This is a genomic window from Streptomyces sp. P9-A4 (assembly GCF_036634195.1).
Taxonomy (GTDB): Bacteria; Actinomycetota; Actinomycetes; order Streptomycetales; family Streptomycetaceae; genus Streptomyces.
This window is the reverse complement of sequence record NZ_JAZIFY010000001.1, coordinates 3,146,806-3,163,737: the sequence shown is the minus strand read 5'-3', so window position 1 is coordinate 3,163,737 and position 16,932 is coordinate 3,146,806. Positions and strand designations below refer to the sequence as shown.

Sequence of the window (16,932 nt, the reverse complement as noted above, 5' to 3'; positions counted from 1 at the left end):
TCAGACTCCGTCCTCGCGGCCCGGCGGCAGGGACGGATCCCGCCAGGCACGGATGTCGCGCGGCCAGTGGGTGGCCGCGTCCCAGAGCGAACCGCTGCCCGTCAGATGCCGGCCGGACAGTCGGCGCAGCTCGTGCGCGAGACGGTCGGCCACCTCCTCGTCGGGCAGCGCCAGCGGATCGGTGAGCAGCCATACGGCGTGCAGCAGGCGCCGTACGGCGAGATGGAGTTCGGTGCTGCCGGCGTCGGGACCAGGGGCGTCGGGACCCGGGCCGCCGGCGGCCGGGAGGTCCCGTCCCGGCGCCGGGTCGCCCGGAGCCAGGCCCCCGGCCGGGCCCTGCCCGAGGGCGATCGCCCGGCGCGGGTCGGGGCCGGTCAGGTTCCGTTCGCGGGGGTACGGGGCGGAGGCGATGAACCGCAGCCGTCCCAGCCAGCCGAGGACGTCGGGACCGGCGAAGGTGTCCCGCAGATGGACGACGGCCTCCTCGGTGCGGCCGAGCGCCAGGTCGTGGTGGAGCCGGTACGGGCCGGGCTCGGGCCCGTAGTGCCGGTGCAGGGTCTCGTGGACGGCGTGCCACGCGGCGTACCGGGGATGGTCGCCGTCCTCGAAGCGGAGCCGGTGCAGGAGCAGGGCGCGCAGCAGCGGGTCGGCGACGAAGTGGCCGGGCGCCTCCGGCCAGTCCTCGGAGCGCAGCCGGTCGCGGACGCGCAGCGCCACGTCCCCGTCCAGGGACTCGCCCTGGAGCCGGGCGTGGGCGAGCATCCGGGCGGACTCCTCGTCGTGGGCGGCGGCGAGCACGGCGTACGGGCCGGGCCGCCGTACCGGGAGGAGTTCGGTGAGGAGGGTGGCGGCGACGGGCACCGGCGGGGCGTCCTCACGGAGTTCCACCGTCAGATCGAGGAGTCCGCCGGGGGTCAGTCCGGCCCGCAGGTGCGCGGGTGCCTCCCCGGCGGCGCGGCCGAGCAGGGCGACGCCGAGCGGCCGGCCGCCGGTCAACCGATGGACGGCGCGGGCGAGTTCGGGGGGATTGCGGCCGGCCGGGTCGTGGTGGTCGAAGGCGGAGCGGGTCTGGGCGGGGGAGAGCGGGGTCAGTTCGACGGCGAGGATGCCGGAGCCGACGCTCGTCGCGCGTCGCGGGCAGGGCGCCCGGTGCGCGGTCTCCGGCAGCCGGACGCGGGTGGCGTGCCGCAGGCCCTCGTGGTCCCGGACCCGGGAGCCGGCGAGGACGACGGTCCGGTCGCGGCGTCCTTCTGCGGCCCGCGCGCGCAGAATCGGTTCGACGAGCTGCCGGCCGAGGGGCTCGTGGGCGTTGTCGAGGAGGAGCAGCGGGCGGCCGATGCGGCTGCCGCGCCGGAGCCCGGTGTAGGCGTGCAGCAGGTCCTCGGTGAGCGCGCCGACGAGGAAGTCCTCGGCCTCGCGGCGGCGCCGGCCACCCTGCTCGAAGTCGATCGCGAGCTGCTGGAGTCCGGCCTTGCCGCGCCCGCCGGCGTTGCGGTAACTCCCGTACCAGCTCTCGGAAGTGCGCTGGAGTCGGCCGAACACCTCCTCCAGGACGGTCTCGACGGTGGCCTCGGCGAGGAGTCCGGCGAGCGGGGCGGTGGCCTCGGCGAAGGTGGCGGCGAGCTTGGCGAGGACCTTGCCGACCCAGTTGGCGGCGGCGCCCCGGGTCGCGTCGACGGTCGCGAGCAGCGGCCCGAGCCGCAGCAGGTCGCGCCGGGCGCGGTCGTCGTCCTCGCGGGACCAGGCGAGCGAGGCGACGGCGACCAGGCCGAGCGAGAGCCGGGGGAACCGCACGGGCCGGGCGCCGAGCACCTTCGGCGACAGCTGCACGCCCAGCTCGGAGAGGGCTCCGGTGACCGGGGTCCAGCCGGGGCCGTGGTCGGCGGGCGGCTCGATGTGGGCGCAGTCGAGGAAGGCGAGCGGGGTGTACCCCTTGTAGCGGTTGCGGACCTCCTTGAGCAGGGCGGTCTTGCCCGTACCGCGCCCGCCGGTGAAGACGGTGACCGGCGGGTCGTCCCCGTGCTCGAACGGCACCCGGGCGGCGCCGTGCCGGGTGAGCCCGCTGAGCCGCGCGACCAGCCCGGCCTCGTCCAGGACCGCCTCGCGGCCGTACAGCTCCCTGTCCACTCCCCGTCACCCCCGTCACAGTCAACTTCAGGATATCGACGGTGTGTTGGGAAAGCGGGCGGCTTTTCGAGTCTGTTGTGGATGTGTTGCCGGCCGGTGGCGACGGCGTGCCGCCGCTTGTCGGCGGCCGGCAGCTGCGGGGCGGGGTCGCGGGCGAGGTCATTCATCGGCAGGCTCGCTTCACTCATCGCCGATGTCCTCGTTCCACAGGGCCGGGTGGGCGGCGATGAACTCCCGCATCAGGGACACGCATTCGGGATCGTCGAGCACGATCACCTCGACCCCGTGCCCGGCCAGCCAGTCCTGCCCGCCGCGGAAGGTCTCGGCCTCCCCGACGACCACCCGGGAGATGCCGAACTGCCGCACGAGCCCGGAGCAGTACCAGCAGGGCGAGAGGGTGGTCACCATCGTCGTACCCCGGTACGAGCGCTGCCGTCCGGCGGCCCGAAAGGCCTCGGTCTCGGCATGCGCGGACGGGTCCCCGTCCTGCACCCGCCGGTTGCGCCCGCGCCCGAGCAGGACGCCGTCGGGGCCGTAGAGGGCGGCGCCGATCGGAATCCCACCCTCGGCGAGCCCGGCACGGGCTTCGGAAAGAGCGATGGCGAGCCACCGCCGGGCTTGATCCTGGTCCATGGACGTGACTCTTCCCCGGCGGAGCGTCGGTATCACGCCTGCTCGGCTCCGCGCGTGGCGCTTCACGGTCGGTGTGCGACCGGCACAGGTCTCGCTCCGGCTGGATACGCTGGCTGGGGCACCCCTTGGAGGACATGGTGACGACACAGCCTGACCACACCGGAGAACTCATCCCGCGACCCGAGCGGAATCCCGCCGCTCTGCGGGCCGCCCTCGCAGTCGTCGCTCCCGAGCGGTTGCCCGAGATGGACGCCAGTCAGCGCGAGGCCGTGACGGAGGCCATCGAGCAGAGCGGCATCACGCCTCTGCGCATGTTCCTGATCCAGTGGGCCGCGGTCATCGAGATCGAGCGATTCCCCGACACCGCCCGCGAACTGCGCCGCGCCGAATATCTGGCCCAGATCTCCGAGGACCCGGAAGAGCGCCGCCGGTACGTACGGACGGCCGGGGACATCATCCGCGCCGCACACAAGGCGGTAGGCGGGTGAGCTCGTCTTCCTTCTCGTCCCGCGCTACGCATGCGGATACGTCCTCCAGGTGACCTACCTCTGAGAGCGGGCGAGCCTCACTCCCCGGCGGGTGTGACGGTGGTCCGGAGGAACCGCGACCGGCAGGGTTCCTACGCGGCGGCCTCCTCCTCATAGGGGAAGCGCGCGAGCGGAGTGGCGCCGGCGAAGAAGGTCTTGGCTCGGAGGAGGGACTGTTCGTCGGCGTGGATGCGGCCCGGTCGGGAGGCCGTGCCCGTCAGTACGCCGCCGAAGTTCATGCCCAGGTAGGCCGCCGAGTGGTGCAGGGCCGTCCTCAGGCCTTCCGCCACCTCGTGTTCCTCGTGGGCCATCGCCGTCACGCCCCACAGCGTCCGGCCCGTCATGCGCTCCTTGAAGTCCGAGTCCGGGACGTTCAGCCAGCCCGACCAGTAGTCGAGGTAGCGCTTCGTCTGGGCCGACAGGGTGTACCAGTACAGGGGCGAGGCGATGACGATGTCCGTCGCCTCCAGCGTCGCCCGGCGCAGCAGTTCCTCGTTCTCGTCGGCCGGCCATCCGGCCGTCTCGTGCCGGCCGTCCTGGAAGTCCGGCAGCGCCAGCCGGTTCAGGTCCACCCAGCGCCGCGGCACCTCGGGCGGCAGCTGCGCCGCGGCCTCGCGGGCCAGGATCTCGGTGTTGCCGTCCGCGCGCGAGCTGCCCAGGACGAAGAGGAACGAGCGGTTCGGGCCGTGCGTGGCGCCTGCGGTCATGTCTGCGCTCCGGTTTCAGGGGTGTTCCGCTGCCAACTCCCCTTCTCCCAGGGCTATTCCCCGGTCCATCGCCTCCGGCTATCGGCCCCATCGGCAGCGCCCCCCACTGGCTCGTGGACCGGCGCCCGCCCCGTTCGTAGCGTCGTTCCCATGAGAAACGAGACCAGGGGAACCGTCGAACTCACCCTCGCCATGGTGCTCTCCGGCACCCTCGGCGTCTTCGTCGTCGAGTCCGGGGCGTCCCCCTTCACCGTGGTGTTCTTCCGGTGCCTCTTCGGGGCCCTCGCGCTCGGGCTCTACAGCCTCGTCCGGGGGTTCTTCACCGGGCACGGGTTCACCCCCCGGACCTTCGGGCTCGCCGCCCTCGGTGGCGTGTTCATCGTCTTCAACTGGGTGTTCCTCTTCGAGGCCTACGAAGCCACCTCCATCTCCCTCGCCACCGTCGTCTACCACACCCAGCCCTTCTTCCTCGTGCTGCTCGGGGCGGTCCTCACCCGGGAGCGGATCTCCGCCGGCAGGCTCGGGTGGCTCGCGCTCGCCTTCGCCGGGCTCGTCCTCGTCTCCGGCGTCCGGCCGGGCGACACCGCCTCCCTCAAGGGGCTCGGGTTCGCCCTCGCCGCCGCCGTGCTCTACGCCCTCGCCACCTTCGTCACCAAGCGGATCACCGGCGTCCGGCCGCATCTCGTCGCCCTCGTCCAGGTGCTCGTCGGGCTGCCCCTGCTGCTGCCCTTCGCCGGCTTCGGCGAGCTGGGCGGCATCGGTGGCGGCTGGGCCTGGCTCGTCGGGCTCGGGGTCATCCACACCGGGCTGATGTACGTGCTCATGTACGCCGCCTACGCCAAGCTGCCCACCGCCAAGATCGCCGTGCTCGCCTTCACCTACCCCGCCGTCGCCATGGGCGTCGACTGGGCCGTGTACGGGCATCACATCGGGCTCGTCCAGGCGCTCGGCGTCCCCCTGATCGTGCTCGCCAGCCTCAGGGTCACCCTGTCGGGGGCACGGAACACCGCCCCCGGAGCCGTACGGGACAACCCCGACCTCAGCCCGTCGGGCTCTGCTCCCGCACCAGCCGCCGCGCCTGCTCCACGAACAGCCGGACATGCGCCGGAAGCCGCTTCCCCCGTCGCCACGCGAGCTGGGTGAACAGGGTGAACGGGGCCTCCCACGCCAGCTCCACCAGCGTCCCCGACGCCAGTTCCTCCGCCACCGTCACCCGGGGCAGCAGCGCCACCCCCAGGCCCCCGGCCACGCCCCGCTTCGTCGCCTCGATCGTGCCGAACTCCATGAACGGCGGCGCCCACTCCCGCAGCGCCTCCTCGAAGAGGTCGCGGTACGGGCAGCCCGGCTCGGTGCCCACCAGCTGCGCTCCGGCCAGGTCCTCGGCGGTCAGGGCCGTACGGCCGGCGAGGGGGTGGTCCGGTCCCGCCACCAGGACCAGGGGTTCGGGGGCCAGGACCTCCGACTCCAGGCCCTCGTGCTCCGTGCCGGGTTCCATCAGGAAGCCGACGTCGTACGTGCCCTGCCGCAGCGCCTGCCGGGTCGCGTCGCCGAGCGTGGGCCGCAGGGTGAGCCGGACGCCCGGGTAGCGGTGGTGGAAGTACTCCAGGAGCGGCGGCAGCCGGTAGGAGGTCAGGGACTCCATGGTGCCGACGGCGATCGTCCCGGAGGGTTCCCCGGTGACCGCGACGGCGGTACGGGCCTCCTCCGCGAGCTCGGCCATCCGGCGGGCGTACGGCAGGAGGCGTTCCCCTGCCTCGGTGAGCCGGATGCGGCTGCCGAGCCGCTCGAACAGCTCCACGCCGAGCGAGGACTCCAGGGACCGGATCTGGCCGGTGACGCTGGACTGGGCGTAGCCGAGGTCGGCGGCGGCCCGGGTGAAGGAGAGGACGTCGGCCACCTTCTCGAAGGTGGCGAGGAGACGCAGCTCCATCAGCTGTCCGTGCCCTGGCCGCGCGGACTCCCGAGGCCCGCGCCCTCGACGCGCTCCCGCTTCCGCGGCTCCATCAGCTCTCCGGGTCCTCGCCGCGCTCGCGCTTCTTGAGTTCTTCCTCGCGGCGGCGGAGGTCCGCCTCCCAGTCCCTCAGGGCCGAGTCGTCCTCGCCGCGCGGTCCGTCCGCCGCCCGCTCGTCCTTCTTCTCGTCCTTGAGGGACTTCAGGAACTCCGGGTTGTCGTCGGGGGCCACCCAGCCGCCCGCGCCGCGCCCGGTCCTCGGCCGCCGCTCCTTGCCCGCGACGATCCAGCCGATCGCGCCGACCACCGAGAACAGCAGGACGACGATGGCCCAGACCGGCTTCGGAAGGTGCTTGACCTCTTCCTCCGGGGTGTTCAGGCAGTCGATGAAGGCGTAGATCATCAGCGCCAGCGGCAGGATGAACAGCAGCGCCCTGAGCATGTGGGACAGCCCCCTGGAAGCGGTGGCGGGGCTCGTTTCGCAGGCCCCGGTGACGGGCCAAGCCTATCGGGTGGCGGATACTTGCCCTCATGGCTTACGACGATCTCCGCTCGCTGCTCAGGGCCCTCGAGCGCGAAGGCGACCTCAAGCGCATCAAGGCCGAAGTCGACCCGTACCTGGAGGTCGGGGAGATCGTCGACCGGGTGAACAAGGCAGGGGGTCCCGCGCTTCTCTTCGAGAACGTCAAGGGCTCCTCGATGCCGCTCGCGATGAACGTCTTCGGTACGGACCGCCGGCTGCTCAAGGCCCTCGGCCTCAAGTCGTACGGCGAGATCAGCGAGAAGATCGGCGGGCTCCTCAAGCCCGAGCTGCCGCACGGTTTCGTCGGCGTCCGCGAGGCCTTCGGCAAGCTGGGCTCGATGGTCCACGTGCCGCCGAAGAAGGTGAAGGCCGGGGACGCGCCCGTGCAGGAGGTCGTCCTCACCGGCGACGACGTCGACCTGGACAAGCTGCCCGCGCTGTTCACCTGGCCCAAGGACGGCGGCTCCTTCTTCAACCTGGGGCTCACCCACACCAAGCACCCCGAGACCGGTGTCCGGAACCTCGGGCTCTACCGCCTCCAGCGGCACGACAAGCGCACCATCGGCATGCACTGGCAGATCCACAAGGACAGCCGGAACCACTACGCCGTCGCGGCGGCGAAGGGTGAGCGGCTGCCGGTCGCCATCGCCTTCGGCTGCCCGCCGGCCGTGACGTACGCCTCGACGGCCCCGCTGCCCGGCGACATCGACGAGTACCTCTTCGCCGGCTTCGTGCAGGGCAAGCGGATCGAGATGGTCGACTGCAAGACCGTCCCGCTCCAGGTCCCGGCGCAGGCCGAGGTCGTCATCGAGGGCTGGCTGGAGCCCGGCGAGATGCTGCCGGAGGGTCCCTTCGGCGACCACACCGGCTTCTACACGCCGCAGGAGCCCTTCCCGGCGTTGAAGATCGACTGTGTGACGATGCGGAAGCGTCCGCTGCTCCAGTCGATCGTCGTCGGCCGGCCGCCGACCGAGGACGGGCCGCTGGGCCGCGCGACGGAGCGTTTCTTCCTGCCGCTCCTCAAGATCATCGTGCCGGACATCGTCGACTACCACCTGCCGGAGTCGGGCGGCTTCCACAACTGCGCGATCGTCTCGATCGACAAGAAGTACCCGAAGCACGCGCAGAAGGTCATGCACGCCATCTGGGGCGCGCACATGATGTCGCTGACCAAGCTGATCATCGTGGTCGACAAGGACTGCGACGTGCACGACCTGCACGAGGTGTCCTGGCGAGCCCTCGGCAACACCGACTACGCCCGCGACCTCACGGTCGTCGAGGGCCCCGTCGATCACCTCGACCACGCCTCCTACCAGCAGTTCTGGGGCGGCAAGGCCGGTATCGACGCAACGAAGAAGCTGCCCGAGGAGGGCTACACCCGGGACGGCGGCTGGCCGGACATGGTGGCGTCGGACCCGGCGACGGCGGCCCTCGTGGACCGCCGCTGGAAGGAGTACGGCCTGTGACCACGGCCGCCGTACCCGGCGCCCAGCCGGGACGTACGAAGGCGTTCCTGCGCCTCGTGATGATCGAGCACTCGGTCTTCGCGCTGCCCTTCGCGTACACCGCCGCGCTCACCGCGATGTACCAGGTGGACAAGAACATCCACTGGTGGACGCTGTTCCTCGTCACCGTCTGCATGGTGGGGCTGCGGACCTTCGCGATGGCCTGCAACCGGATCATCGACCGCGAGATCGACGCGCGTAATCCGCGTACCGCGAGCCGCGAGCTGGTGACCGGCGCGGTGTCGGTGCGCTCGGCGTGGACCGGGGCCGGGATCGCCGTCGTCGTCTTCCTCGGTGCCGCGGCCCTGCTCAACCCGCTCTGTCTGGCGCTCGCGCCGCTCGCCGTCATCCCGATGGTGGTCTATCCGTACGGCAAGCGGTTCACCAACTTCCCGCACGCCATCCTGGGCCTCGCCCAGGCGATCGGGCCGATCGGCGCCTGGCTCGCGGTGACCGGTGAGTGGTCCTGGGACGCGGTGATCCTCGGTCTGGCGGTGGGTGTCTGGATCGGCGGCTTCGACCTGATCTTCGCCTGTCAGGACGTGCGGGCGGACCGGGCGCACGGCGTGATGTCGGTCCCGGCGCGCTTCGGCATCCCGGCCGCGCTGTGGGGCGCCCGCGCCTCGGCGGTCCTCACCACCGGCCTGCTCGTCTGGTACGCCCTGGCGACCGACGCGGGTGTCTTCTTCTGGGTCGGCCTGGTGATCGTGGCGGCCGCCTTCTGTTACGAGCACTCGATCGTGAAGCCGCACGACCTGTCGCGGCTGAACCGGGCGTTCTTCACGGTGAACGGTTTCATCGGGATGGCGCTGTTCGTGTGCGCCCTGCTCGACCTGCTGGTCCGCGGGCTCACCCCGTAGTCCCCGGCCCGATGACGGATAGGCTCGACGGCATGAACGACGGCAAGCGCACCCCCTGGATCGTGGGGGTCTCCGGGGCGTCGGGTACGCCGTACGCGGCGTCCGTGCTGCGCGGGCTGCTCGCCGCGGGGGAGAGCGTCGACCTGGTCGTGTCGCGTGCCTCGCGGCTGACGCTGCTCGACGAGACGGGGATCTCGTTCAGGGACGCGCACTGGCGCGAGGACCTGGCGGCCTGGCTGGCGCGGGGCGCCGACGGGAAGCCGGAGACCTTCGACATGGCGGGGCGTCTTGAGGACGTGCGGTACTGGGCGGCCGGGGACCTGGCCGCGGGGCCGTCCTCGGGTTCGTACCCGGCGAAGGGGATGCTGGTGGTGCCGGCCTCGACCGCGGCGGTGGCGGGAGTGGCACTGGGGCTCTCGAAGGACCTGCTGCAGCGGGTCGCGAGCGTGACGCTGAAGGAACGGCGTCCGCTGGTGGTCGCCGTGCGGGAGACCCCGCTGAACGGACAGACGCTCAAACACATGGTGGCGCTGGACGAGGCGGGCGCAGTGGTGCTGCCCGCCTCTCCGGCGTTCTACGCGGGGGCGACGCACATCCAGGACCTGGTGGACTTCGTCGCCGGGCGGGTGCTCGACGCGGCAGGGGTGCCGCACCGGCTGTACCGCCGTTGGGAGGGAGAGCTCGGCGGAGCGACCCCCCGGTCTGATTAGCGCTTCTTCGCGTGCTTCTTGGCGGCACGCTTCGAGGCGGCGGACTGCTGGTGGGCACGCGAGCGGTTGGCCATTTCCTGCAGCTCGCGCATACGGGCGTAGGCCATCTCGATCGTGTACACGGTGAACACCACTCCTGAAAGATCGTCTTTGATCAGCTGAAAGATTCACAGGGCGTCTTCCCTGTGTACCTTAGATTCTATACCTAAACTCGCGGTATCGCTGGACAATGGAAGGCATCTATCTATGGACGCCGTGGACAGGCAGCTCATCCAGGCTCTGCGTGAGAACGGACGCGCCTCGTACGCCGAGCTCGGCCGGCTCGTCGGGCTCTCAGGCCCCTCCGTCACCGACCGCATCAACCGTCTTGAGGCCGCCGGGGTCATCACCGGCTACCGCGCCACCGTCGACGCCGCCTCGCTCGGCCTCGGCGTGACCGCCCTCATCGGCATCTCGCTCTCGGACGCGGCCGACCACGAGGACGTGGCCCGCCGCCTCAAGGACCTGGCCGAGATCGAGGACTGCTGGTTCATCGCCGGCGACGACTCGTTCATGCTCAAGGTGCGCGTCGGCGACGTCGACGGCCTGGAGAAGACGATCCGCCGCCTCAGCGGCACCAAGGGCGTCTCCCGTACCCGTACGACGATCGTGCTCTCCACGAAGTGGGAGAACCGGGTCGGGGAGCTGCCCGAAGAGGGCTGAAGCGAAGCGGAAGCGGGGGCACCTCCCGCCCGGAGGGCGGGGGAGTACGGTTGGCACGGCTTATTTCGGAGAAAAGGGAGGCGGCCGTATGGACGCGGGGCTCAAGCGGGAGCTGGAGCAGAAGGTCCGGGGCGGTGAGCGGCTGAGCCGTGAGGACGGCATCGCCCTGTACGAGTCCGACGACCTCGCCTGGCTCGGCGGTCTGGCCCACGAGGTCCGGACGCGCAAGAACGGCGACGTGGTGCACTTCAACGTGAACCGTCATCTGAACATGACGAACGTGTGCACCGCCTCCTGCGCCTACTGCTCCTTCCAGCGCAAGCCGGGTGAGAAGGACGCGTACACCATGCGCATCGAGGAGGCCGTGCGCCTCGCGAAGGCGATGGAGAACGAGAACCTCACCGAGCTGCACATCGTCAACGGGCTGCACCCCAACCTGCCCTGGCGGTACTACCCGCGCTCCCTCTCCGAGCTCAAGAAGGCCCTGCCGAACGTCTCCCTCAAGGCGTTCACCGCCACCGAGATCCACCACTTCGAGACGATCTCCGGGCTGTCCGCCTCCGACATCCTCGACGAGCTGATCGAGGCCGGTCTGGAGTCGCTGACCGGCGGCGGCGCCGAGATCTTCGACTGGGAGGTCCGGCAGCACATCGTGGACCACAACACCCACTGGGAGGACTGGTCCCGGATCCACCGGCTCGCCCACGAGAAGGGTCTCAAGACCCCGGCGACCATGCTGTACGGGCACATCGAGGAGCCGCGCCACCGCGTGGACCACGTGCTGCGGCTGCGTGAGCTCCAGGACGAGACCGGCGGCTTCCAGGTCTTCATCCCGCTGCGCTACCAGCACGACTTCGTCGACATGCAGGACGGCAAGGTCCGCAACAAGCTCCAGGCGCGCACCACGATGGCGACCGGTGCCGAGGCGCTGAAGACCTTCGCGGTCTCCCGGCTGCTCTTCGACAACGTGCCGCACGTCAAGGTCTTCTGGGTCATGCACGGCGTGCAGACGGCGCAGCTCGCGCTCCAGCACGGCGCCGACGACATGGACGGCTCGGTCGTCGAGTACAAGATCACGCACGACGCCGACAACTACGGCACCCCGAACAAGCTGGGCCGCGAGGACCTGCTCGACCTCATCCGCGACGCGGGTTTCCGGCCGGTCGAGCGGAACACCCGGTACGAGATCATCCGCGAGTACCCGGGCCCGGACGAGAACCGGCGCGAGTCGCCGCAGCCGATGCGGGTCTGACGCCTCAGCAGTCAGGGAGAAGGGCCGGTGGGAGTTCCCACCGGCCCTTCCGCGTACGGCCACGAGGCCGTGCGGGTCCTGCGCCCCCCCGCCGCCGTACGCCCCCGAGGCCGTACGGCCGTCACACCGCCGTGCGCTCCACCGGGATCCACAGCTCCGCCCGCGCCGTCGTCCAGTCCTCCGACGGCCGGACGGCCAGGATCTCGGGGCCGGGCCGGCTCGCGTAGGGGTTCGACGGGAACCACTGGGTGAAGACGTCCCGCCACAGGTACTGGAGCGCCTGCGGGTACGGGCCCTCGCTGTCGAAGACCGCCCAGGTGCCGGCGGGCACGTCGAGCGCCCCGAACTCCTCCGGCACCTCGGCGCCGCTGACGACCCCGTGCCAGTAGTCCAGCTCGGTGCCCTCCTCGCGGCTCTCCGAGAGATGCGTGACCGCCGAGACGACGCCCGCGGGCTCCCCGTCCGAGAGGCCCGCGAGCCGCGCCAGGGCCTCCTGGCCGATGGACCTGATGTGCGCGGCGATCGCCGGGTTCTCACCCTCGTGGACCAGGGGGACGCGGGCCCCGCGCCCGATGACCCGGAAGGCTTCCTTCTCCACGACCCTGTACCGCACGCTGCTCTTCCCTTCGACGACGAGACGGAAGGACATCCGCGGCTGGGCGTGCAGCGCGGCCCCCGTGCGGCGGGCCTCGCCGGGGCCGGTGCCGTGCACCGCGCGGAACGCGCGGGCGAAGGCCTCCCCGGAGCCGTAGCCGTACCGGACCGCGATCTCCAGGAGCGTCCGCTCCCCGGCGAGCACCTCGGCGCCCGCGAGGGTGAGCCGGCGGCGCCGTACGTACTCCGAGAGCGGCATCCCGGCGAGTGCCGAGAAGAGCCGCCGGAAGTGGTACTCCGAGGTCATGGCGATCCGGGCCAGTTCGGCCGGGTCGAGGTCGCCGTCGAGGCGGTCCTCGATGTGGTCGAGTGCCTGGTTGAGCCGCTCCAGCACGTGGTCGGTCCTTCCTTTTCCGTGCCTTCACCGTAGGAAGGGAGGGGCCGCGCGGACCCGACTATCCGTGCCCGGTGCGGTCGGGTCGCGTCAGCCGGTTCCGGTCACGTCAGGGGCAGCAGCATGATGACGTCGTCGCGGTCGTCGCCGGGGGCGACCCGGATCGCGTCGGGGACGCGGCCGACCTCCTTGTAGCCGGACTTGGCGTAGAAGCCGTCGACGCCGGTGCCGCCCCGGCAGGTCAGCCGGATCGCCTCGACGGACTCGAAGCCCTCGGCGGTACGGGCGGTGTGCTCGACGGCCGCCATGAGGTCGCGGCCGTACCCCCTGCCCTGGTGCCTCGGGTGGACCATCACCGTGTAGAGCCACACCCAGTGGCTCATCAGCGGGTGGGTGTTGAAGGTGAAGAAGGCGGTGGCGGCGACCTGGCCGTCCTCGTCGCGGCCGACGAGCAGCCGGGTGCCGCCCTCGGTCATCGCGACGAGGTGCTTGAGGAGGGCGGGGCGGATCGCTTCGGGAGTGACGGGCGGGACGAAGCCGACCGCACCTCCGGCGTTGGAGACGTCGGCCCAGAGGGAGAGCACGCCGTCGCGCAGGGCGGGACCGACCGGCGGGTCCACCTCGAACGTAAGGGCCATGAGTGGAGCTTAGCTATTACGCAGGGGAACGCTCAAGGGGTGTTCCGGGGAACGTCCGGGTGCTCGCGACCTTGGGCCGTCCGGTTCGGGACCTTCGGCGGTGGAGTGGGGGCGGGAGCGGGCGTAGTTTGTGAATGCGTTCACAAGCTCTCGCGAAGCGGCTCCCGAAGTGGCTCCCGGAGCGACTGGCGAGTGACCCGCGAAGTGAATCGCCCGCACGTCGAAGTGATTGGGAAGAAGGTCCTGTCATGGCCGTCCACGCGCCGCAGCGCACCACCCGCCGCGTCACCCTCCCCGGCAGCCAGGACGACGTCCTGGTCCGCTCGGCCGCGACCCGTCGGCTCCTCGCCGTCGCCCGGGTCCTGGTCGGCTTCTACTTCCTCTGGCCGTTCCTCGACAAGGCCTTCGGCCTCGGCAAGGCCACCCCGTCGGCCGGTGCCTGGATCAACGGCGGGCACCCCACCGAGGGCTTCCTGCTCCACGGTACGAGCGGACCCTTCGCCCACATGTTCGACTCTGTCGCCGGGGTCTGGTGGCTCGACACCCTCTTCATGCTCGGCCTCCTCGGCGTCGGCCTCGCGATGATCCTCGGCATCGGCATGCGGATCGCGGCCGGCGCGGGCACCCTGATGATGGCCTTCATGTGGCTCGTCACCCTCTGGCCGGGCGCCAACCCCTTCATGGACGACCACTGGATGATCGCCCTCGTGCTGCTGATCACCGCGGCGACCGGAGCCGGGAGTTACTACGGGCTCGGCGGCCGATGGGCCCGGCTCCCCGTGGTCCGCGACCACCGCTGGCTGATCTGAACCGACGGGACCGCCCCGGACCCGCGAGGCGGCCCACGGGTCCCCGGACCCCAACCCCCGCCCCAACCCCGCTCCCGGCGAGCGCCCCTCCCCGTGCTTCACTGGAGGGGCGCTCGTCCCGTATGGGGTCTTGGGTACTTTTCGGAACGTCGGAACGGAAGAGTGGGCTGACATGCTCCGCTACACGCTGATGCGTCTCGGTATCTTCGCCGGATGCTTCCTCGCCCTGTGGGGTCTCGTCTACGTCGGCGTGCTGCCGCGCGGTCTCGGCGACTCGAACCTGCTCTGGGTCCTGGTGCTCTCCATCGTCATCTCCGCCCCGCTGAGCTTCGTGCTCCTGCGCAAGGTGCGGGACGACGCGAGCGCCGAGGTCGTGGCGAGGGTCGACCGCGCCAAGGGCCGGCTCGCCGCCAACCAGTCCCAGGAGGACGCGCTCTAGGAGCGCCCGCCTGTAAAGGCTGCGTAAGCTTCATCACAGATCATCCGCCCCTGGCGGGAGCTTCCAAGGCTCCTGCCAGGGGCGTTCTGTGTTTCGGAGGCCGAGGACGGGTCCGTCTCACCCAAAGAACGGCTTTGAGTATCTCAAAGTTCAAGTGTTAACGTGTTCGACATGACGACAGTTGTGCGCCCCTCCGATGCCGCGAGCACCCCGCTCGTGGCGCGCCTGCATGTCGATCTCTGCCGCTGTATGTCCGCGGTCTGTTGCCGCGCGCTCTGACCCGGCATCATGCAGCGGCCCGCGTACAGCGCGTGTGTGCCGCACCCCCCGTCCCCGTATTTCCCGATACGCACCTGTGGAGTGTGTCTGTGTCCGCGTCCGCGACCACGCCCGAGAACGAGGCCAAGCCCTCGTCCCGCATACCGAAGGTCCCCTTCTGGGCCCAGATCATCGCCGGTCTGGTCCTCGGCGCCCTGCTCGGCTGGATCGCCCGCAGCCAGGACGTCTCCTGGCTGAAGGAGACCCTCGGCCAGGTCGGCGACATCTTCGTCCAGCTGCTCAAGCTGGCCGTCGCCCCGCTCGTCTTCTTCGCGATCCTGGTCTCGATCACCAACCTGCGGAAGGTGAACAACGCCGCCAGGCTCGCCAGCCGCACCCTGCTCTGGTTCATGATCACCTCGCTCATCGCGGTCGCCATCGGCCTCGCGATCGGCCTGATCACCAACCCGGGCGCCGGCACCGGCCTCACGCCGAAGGACGGCAAGCTCCCCAAGCACGAGGGCTCCTGGATCGACTTCCTGACGGGCATCATCCCGACGGACGTCATCACGCCCTTCACCGAGCTGAACGTCCTGCAGATCGTCTTCATGGCCGCCGTCGCCGGCATCGCCGCCCTCAAGCTCGGCGACCGCGCCAAGCCGATCCTCACCCTCTCCGAGTCGATCCTGGAGCTGCTCCAGAAGGCGCTGTGGTGGGTCATCCGCCTCGCCCCGCTCGGCACCGTCGGCCTCATCGGCTTCGCCATCGCGGACTACGGCTGGGACCTGATCGGCAAGTACGCGACCTTCACCGCCGACGTCTACGTCGGCTGCGCCCTGGTCCTCTTCGGCGTCTACCCGCTGCTCCTCGCGACGGTCGCCAAGGTCAACCCGGTCCAGTTCTACAAGGGCGCCTGGCCGGCCATCCAGCTGGCCTTCGTCTCCCGCTCCTCGGTCGGCACCATGCCGGTCACCCAGAAGGTCACCGAGCGCCTCGGCGTCCCGAAGGAGTACGCCTCCTTCGCCGTCCCGTTCGGCGCGACCACCAAGATGGACGGCTGCGCCGCGATCTACCCGGCGCTCGCCGCGATCTTCATCGCGCAGATCTTCGACGTGCAGCTCGGCATCGGTGACTACCTGCTCATCGCCTTCGTCTCCGTGATCGGCTCGGCGGCCACCGCCGGTCTGACCGGCGCCACGGTCATGCTGACCCTGACCCTCTCCACCCTGGGCCTCCCGCTGGAGGGCGTCGGCCTGCTCATGGCGATCGACCCGATCCTGGACATGGTCAGGACGGCCACCAACGTGGCCGGCCAGGCGCTGGTCCCGGTGATCGTCTCCGCCCGCGAGAAGATCCTCGACCACGACACGTACGACGCTGTGACGGCGTCCCCGGTGGACGAGGCGCAGCCCGTGCTCGCCGCCTGACGGCCCCGCTCGTAGCGCCGCGTGCCCCCACCCGTGATGCGGGTGGGGGCACGCGGCGTTCGGCGGGGATCTACCTGTGCCCTGACGAACGTGCGTACCTGACGCGCGGTTACGGTCGTCCCTGTACAGGCACTTGTCTCGGCGACGCCTTCGCGGGGCATCCAGTGGATCTTGGAAGCAGGGGTGGGCGCCATGGCCGGTGGTGCGAGGGCGCGGCGGCTGCCGCGGGCCGTGCGGGAGCGGCAGATGCTGGACGCGGCCGTGCGGAGCTTCGCGCGGCACGGCTACCAGGCGGCTTCGATGGACGAGATCGCCGAGCTCGCCGGGGTCTCCAAGCCGCTGGTCTACCTGTATCTGAACTCCAAGGAGGAGCTGTTCACCGCCGTGATCCGGCGGGAGGCGCAAGCGCTGCTCGCGGCGGTCGCGGAGGCGGTCGCCGACCGGAGCGCGCCGCCCGACGAGCGGCTGTGGGCGGGACTGCTCGCCTTCTTCACGTACGCCGCGGACCAGCCGGACTCCTGGGCGGTCCTCAGCCGGCAGGCGCGGACGCAGGGGGAGCCGTTCGCGGGGGAGGCGGCCCGGATGCGGGAGGAGATCACCGCCTTCGTGGCGGGGCTGATCGGGGAGGCGGCGCGGGAGGCGCGGGACGCCTCCGCCATCACGGAGCGCGATGTGGCCGCGCTCGCGCAGGCGCTCGTGGGGTCCGCCGAATCGCTGGCGAGCTGGGCCAACGGGACCGCGGGGGTGACGGCGAAGGAGGCCGCCGCGACGCTGATGAACTTCGCCTGGTCCGGGCTCGGGAACCTCATGAAAAACGAGCGCTGGGCTCCCCGTTGAGCGTTACTTCACAGTAAGGTTACCGGCTAGTCAGCCGCT

The 16,932-nt window shown here is 70.9% G+C and carries 19 protein-coding genes; 11 read left to right on the top strand and 8 right to left on the bottom strand.

Annotation, left to right across the window (positions count from 1 at the left end; genetic code table 11):
* On the bottom strand, positions 1-2,127 hold the full coding sequence (locus V4Y03_RS14120) for a hypothetical protein (RefSeq protein WP_332435154.1): 2,127 nt from the start codon (positions 2,125-2,127) through the stop codon (positions 1-3).
* Positions 2,128-2,307: 180 nt separating this feature from the next.
* Complete coding sequence (locus V4Y03_RS14115; protein WP_332435153.1) at positions 2,308-2,760, bottom strand: nucleoside deaminase; 453 nt, start codon at positions 2,758-2,760, stop codon at positions 2,308-2,310.
* Between the two features lie 137 nt (positions 2,761-2,897).
* Between V4Y03_RS14115 and V4Y03_RS14110 the strand changes: the two genes are divergently transcribed.
* A complete protein-coding gene (locus V4Y03_RS14110) occupies positions 2,898-3,248 on the top strand; it encodes a hypothetical protein (protein WP_317875428.1) in 351 nt (116 codons plus the stop codon).
* Positions 3,249-3,379: 131 nt separating this feature from the next.
* Here the strand turns inward: V4Y03_RS14110 and V4Y03_RS14105 are convergent, their stop codons facing one another.
* Positions 3,380-3,994, bottom strand: coding sequence for a flavodoxin family protein (locus tag V4Y03_RS14105; protein WP_332435152.1), 615 nt, complete (start codon positions 3,992-3,994; stop codon positions 3,380-3,382).
* A 150-nt stretch (positions 3,995-4,144) separates the two neighbouring features.
* Between V4Y03_RS14105 and V4Y03_RS14100 the strand changes: the two genes are divergently transcribed.
* Positions 4,145-5,137 (top strand): DMT family transporter, encoded by a 993-nt coding sequence (locus V4Y03_RS14100; protein ID WP_332435151.1) that lies wholly within the window; start codon positions 4,145-4,147, stop codon positions 5,135-5,137.
* Here V4Y03_RS14100 and V4Y03_RS14095 read toward each other — a convergent pair.
* Positions 5,034-5,924 (bottom strand): LysR family transcriptional regulator, encoded by an 891-nt coding sequence (locus V4Y03_RS14095; protein WP_317875431.1) that lies wholly within the window; start codon positions 5,922-5,924, stop codon positions 5,034-5,036. The genes V4Y03_RS14100 and V4Y03_RS14095 overlap by 104 nt on opposite strands.
* Before the next feature lie 73 nt (positions 5,925-5,997).
* Entirely contained in the window at positions 5,998-6,387 is a 390-nt protein-coding gene (locus tag V4Y03_RS14090) for a PLD nuclease N-terminal domain-containing protein (protein ID WP_317875432.1), read from the bottom strand.
* A gap of 89 nt (positions 6,388-6,476) precedes the next feature.
* On the opposite strand from V4Y03_RS14090, the gene V4Y03_RS14085 reads away from it, so the two are divergent.
* From V4Y03_RS14085 to V4Y03_RS14075, 3 genes are read left to right on the top strand one after another with little or no spacing between them, the layout of a single operon-like run.
* Positions 6,477-7,934 carry a menaquinone biosynthesis decarboxylase gene (locus tag V4Y03_RS14085; RefSeq protein ID WP_317875433.1) on the top strand — a complete coding sequence of 486 codons (1,458 nt, stop codon included), beginning with the start codon at positions 6,477-6,479 and terminating at the stop codon, positions 7,932-7,934.
* A complete protein-coding gene (mqnP, locus tag V4Y03_RS14080) occupies positions 7,931-8,833 on the top strand; it encodes a menaquinone biosynthesis prenyltransferase MqnP (protein WP_317875434.1) in 903 nt (300 codons plus the stop codon). Before V4Y03_RS14085 ends, mqnP begins: the two co-directional genes overlap by 4 nt.
* Before the next feature lie 32 nt (positions 8,834-8,865).
* Complete coding sequence (locus V4Y03_RS14075; RefSeq protein ID WP_332435150.1) at positions 8,866-9,543, top strand: UbiX family flavin prenyltransferase; 678 nt, start codon at positions 8,866-8,868, stop codon at positions 9,541-9,543.
* On the opposite strand, the gene V4Y03_RS14070 is transcribed toward V4Y03_RS14075, so the two are convergent.
* A complete protein-coding gene (locus V4Y03_RS14070) occupies positions 9,540-9,677 on the bottom strand; it encodes a hypothetical protein (protein WP_199863461.1) in 138 nt (45 codons plus the stop codon). The two genes, V4Y03_RS14075 and V4Y03_RS14070, sit on opposite strands and share 4 nt — an antisense overlap.
* A 112-nt stretch (positions 9,678-9,789) precedes the next feature.
* Between V4Y03_RS14070 and V4Y03_RS14065 the strand changes: the two genes are divergently transcribed.
* Positions 9,790-10,245, top strand: coding sequence for an Lrp/AsnC family transcriptional regulator (locus tag V4Y03_RS14065; RefSeq protein ID WP_266893047.1), 456 nt, complete (start codon positions 9,790-9,792; stop codon positions 10,243-10,245).
* Positions 10,246-10,333: 88 nt separating this feature from the next.
* Entirely contained in the window at positions 10,334-11,497 is a 1,164-nt protein-coding gene (mqnE, locus tag V4Y03_RS14060) for an aminofutalosine synthase MqnE (RefSeq protein ID WP_317875436.1), read from the top strand.
* A gap of 121 nt (positions 11,498-11,618) precedes the next feature.
* Here mqnE and V4Y03_RS14055 read toward each other — a convergent pair whose 3' ends face one another.
* Complete coding sequence (locus V4Y03_RS14055) at positions 11,619-12,485, bottom strand: AraC family transcriptional regulator (protein WP_332435149.1); 867 nt, start codon at positions 12,483-12,485, stop codon at positions 11,619-11,621.
* A gap of 104 nt (positions 12,486-12,589) precedes the next feature.
* Positions 12,590-13,123 carry a GNAT family N-acetyltransferase gene (locus tag V4Y03_RS14050; RefSeq protein WP_332435148.1) on the bottom strand — a complete coding sequence of 178 codons (534 nt, stop codon included), beginning with the start codon at positions 13,121-13,123 and terminating at the stop codon, positions 12,590-12,592.
* Between the two features lie 248 nt (positions 13,124-13,371).
* Here V4Y03_RS14050 and V4Y03_RS14045 point away from each other — a divergent pair, with 248 nt between their 5' ends.
* From V4Y03_RS14045 to V4Y03_RS14030, 4 genes are all read left to right on the top strand, one after another.
* Complete coding sequence (locus V4Y03_RS14045; protein ID WP_332435147.1) at positions 13,372-13,932, top strand: hypothetical protein; 561 nt, start codon at positions 13,372-13,374, stop codon at positions 13,930-13,932.
* Between the two features lie 172 nt (positions 13,933-14,104).
* A complete protein-coding gene (locus V4Y03_RS14040) occupies positions 14,105-14,371 on the top strand; it encodes a DUF4229 domain-containing protein (RefSeq protein WP_317875440.1) in 267 nt (88 codons plus the stop codon).
* Between the two features lie 368 nt (positions 14,372-14,739).
* A complete protein-coding gene (locus V4Y03_RS14035; protein WP_332435146.1) occupies positions 14,740-16,056 on the top strand; it encodes a dicarboxylate/amino acid:cation symporter in 1,317 nt (438 codons plus the stop codon).
* A 192-nt stretch (positions 16,057-16,248) separates the two neighbouring features.
* Positions 16,249-16,893, top strand: coding sequence for a TetR/AcrR family transcriptional regulator (locus tag V4Y03_RS14030; RefSeq protein ID WP_317875443.1), 645 nt, complete (start codon positions 16,249-16,251; stop codon positions 16,891-16,893).
* Positions 16,894-16,932 lie beyond the last annotated feature (39 nt).

Excerpts from the sequence above, each read along its gene's own strand:
- V4Y03_RS14115 (WP_332435153.1), bottom strand. The coding sequence starts at position 2,760 with ATGGACCAGGATCAAGCCCGGCGGTGGCTCGCCATCGCTCTTTCCGAA.
- V4Y03_RS14105 (WP_332435152.1), bottom strand. The coding sequence starts at position 3,994 with ATGACCGCAGGCGCCACGCACGGCCCGAACCGCTCGTTCCTCTTCGTC.
- V4Y03_RS14100 (WP_332435151.1), top strand. The coding sequence starts at position 4,145 with ATGAGAAACGAGACCAGGGGAACCGTCGAACTCACCCTCGCCATGGTG.
- V4Y03_RS14095 (WP_317875431.1), bottom strand. The coding sequence starts at position 5,924 with ATGGAGCTGCGTCTCCTCGCCACCTTCGAGAAGGTGGCCGACGTCCTC.
- V4Y03_RS14090 (WP_317875432.1), bottom strand. The coding sequence starts at position 6,387 with ATGCTCAGGGCGCTGCTGTTCATCCTGCCGCTGGCGCTGATGATCTAC.
- V4Y03_RS14085 (WP_317875433.1), top strand. The coding sequence starts at position 6,477 with ATGGCTTACGACGATCTCCGCTCGCTGCTCAGGGCCCTCGAGCGCGAA.
- V4Y03_RS14075 (WP_332435150.1), top strand. The coding sequence starts at position 8,866 with ATGAACGACGGCAAGCGCACCCCCTGGATCGTGGGGGTCTCCGGGGCG.
- V4Y03_RS14065 (WP_266893047.1), top strand. The coding sequence starts at position 9,790 with ATGGACGCCGTGGACAGGCAGCTCATCCAGGCTCTGCGTGAGAACGGA.
- mqnE (WP_317875436.1), top strand. The coding sequence starts at position 10,334 with ATGGACGCGGGGCTCAAGCGGGAGCTGGAGCAGAAGGTCCGGGGCGGT.
- V4Y03_RS14050 (WP_332435148.1), bottom strand. The coding sequence starts at position 13,123 with ATGGCCCTTACGTTCGAGGTGGACCCGCCGGTCGGTCCCGCCCTGCGC.
- V4Y03_RS14045 (WP_332435147.1), top strand. The coding sequence starts at position 13,372 with ATGGCCGTCCACGCGCCGCAGCGCACCACCCGCCGCGTCACCCTCCCC.
- V4Y03_RS14040 (WP_317875440.1), top strand. The coding sequence starts at position 14,105 with ATGCTCCGCTACACGCTGATGCGTCTCGGTATCTTCGCCGGATGCTTC.
- V4Y03_RS14030 (WP_317875443.1), top strand. The coding sequence starts at position 16,249 with ATGGCCGGTGGTGCGAGGGCGCGGCGGCTGCCGCGGGCCGTGCGGGAG.